The sequence below is a fragment of the Desulfonatronospira sp. MSAO_Bac3 genome (genome assembly GCF_003838035.1).
Lineage (GTDB): Bacteria > Desulfobacterota > Desulfovibrionia > Desulfovibrionales > Desulfonatronovibrionaceae > Desulfonatronospira > Desulfonatronospira thiodismutans.
Window position 1 is genome coordinate 1 of the sequence record NZ_QYZY01000041.1, and the last position, 1,085, is coordinate 1,085.

General features: G+C 53.7%; 1 protein-coding gene and 1 pseudogene. Both read left to right on the forward strand.

Annotated features, from left to right (window positions below):
- Window positions 1–332: pseudogene (locus tag D5S03_RS01320) on the forward strand (hypothetical protein); the annotation flags it as partial.
- Window positions 333–436: 104 nt separating this feature from the next.
- On the forward strand, window positions 437–1,085 hold a 649-nt coding region (locus tag D5S03_RS01325; RefSeq protein WP_287042450.1), incomplete at its 3' end, for a tRNA1(Val) (adenine(37)-N6)-methyltransferase.

A 1,085-nucleotide genomic window follows, 5' to 3' on the forward strand; every position in this document is an offset into this window, starting at 1 on the left:
ACATAAATTATCTGCTCATCCCCCGTCAGCCCGGAGAGGATATATTCGACAAAATCGGGGCATACGTTCTGGACCGGGTTATGCTTCGCGATATTATGGGCCTCGACGATGAGCAACTGGCTTCGGGTAAATACCTGCACTACACCCACGAGGAAGACCAGACCCTGGAAAAGGTCAGAAGCGGGGAACTGCAAGCGGCTTTTTTCCTGCAGTCCGTACCCATCAATATAATGCAGGAGGCCTGCCAGGCCGGGCGGGTCATGCCCAGAAAATCCACCTTTTTCTATCCCAAGCTGCCCACGGGCATGCTCTTACATCTCTGGGACAGGTAGCGCTTAAGAAGAAGCATATGAAACAGGGCGGTGCAGAAGACCTGTTCCCGCGCGGGTTGGCCCAGCCTGAAGCTGGCTTTCGCTTCTCAGTGGACTCTTTATTATTGTCTGTCTTTTTAGTCCCGGGAAATAACTGGAAGGTTCTGGATCTTGGATGCGGGTGCGGCGTGGTGGGCCTAGGTCTTATTCTGGCCAACCCGGGAAAAGAGATCCAGGTCACTGGAGTGGACAATGATCCGGAAATGATCGAGTGCGCACGCCAGAACAGCCGCGCTTTGTGCCTGGAAGAAAAATCTTCATACAGGCTGCTGGACGTAACAAGCCTTGACTCCCAAAGCCTCGCCCCTGAGAGCTTTGACCTGGTCCTGGCCAACCCTCCCTACCGTGATGAACGCTCCGGGAGGACTCCGGAAAATCCTGGAAAAAAATCCGCACAGTTTGTGACAAAAAACTCGCAGCTGGATTTTTTCCAGGCTGCTTCTTTTGCTCTTAAAAACAGAGCCGCTGCCGGTTTTGTCTACCCAGCCTCAAGGCTTGACCAGCTGCTGCAAAACCTTGAGCGGTACAGGCTGAGACCAAAAACCATCCTGCCGGTTTACGGCAGGGCCGGAAAACAGGCCTCGCTGGTCCTGGTTAAGGCCCGCAAGAATTCCGGGCCAGAGCTTTCCATGCTTCCCCCGCTCATTCTCTACGACGAACATAACAGTCTTACGCAGCAGGCCAGAGAATTCTGCCCTTTCCTGGAATGCAATC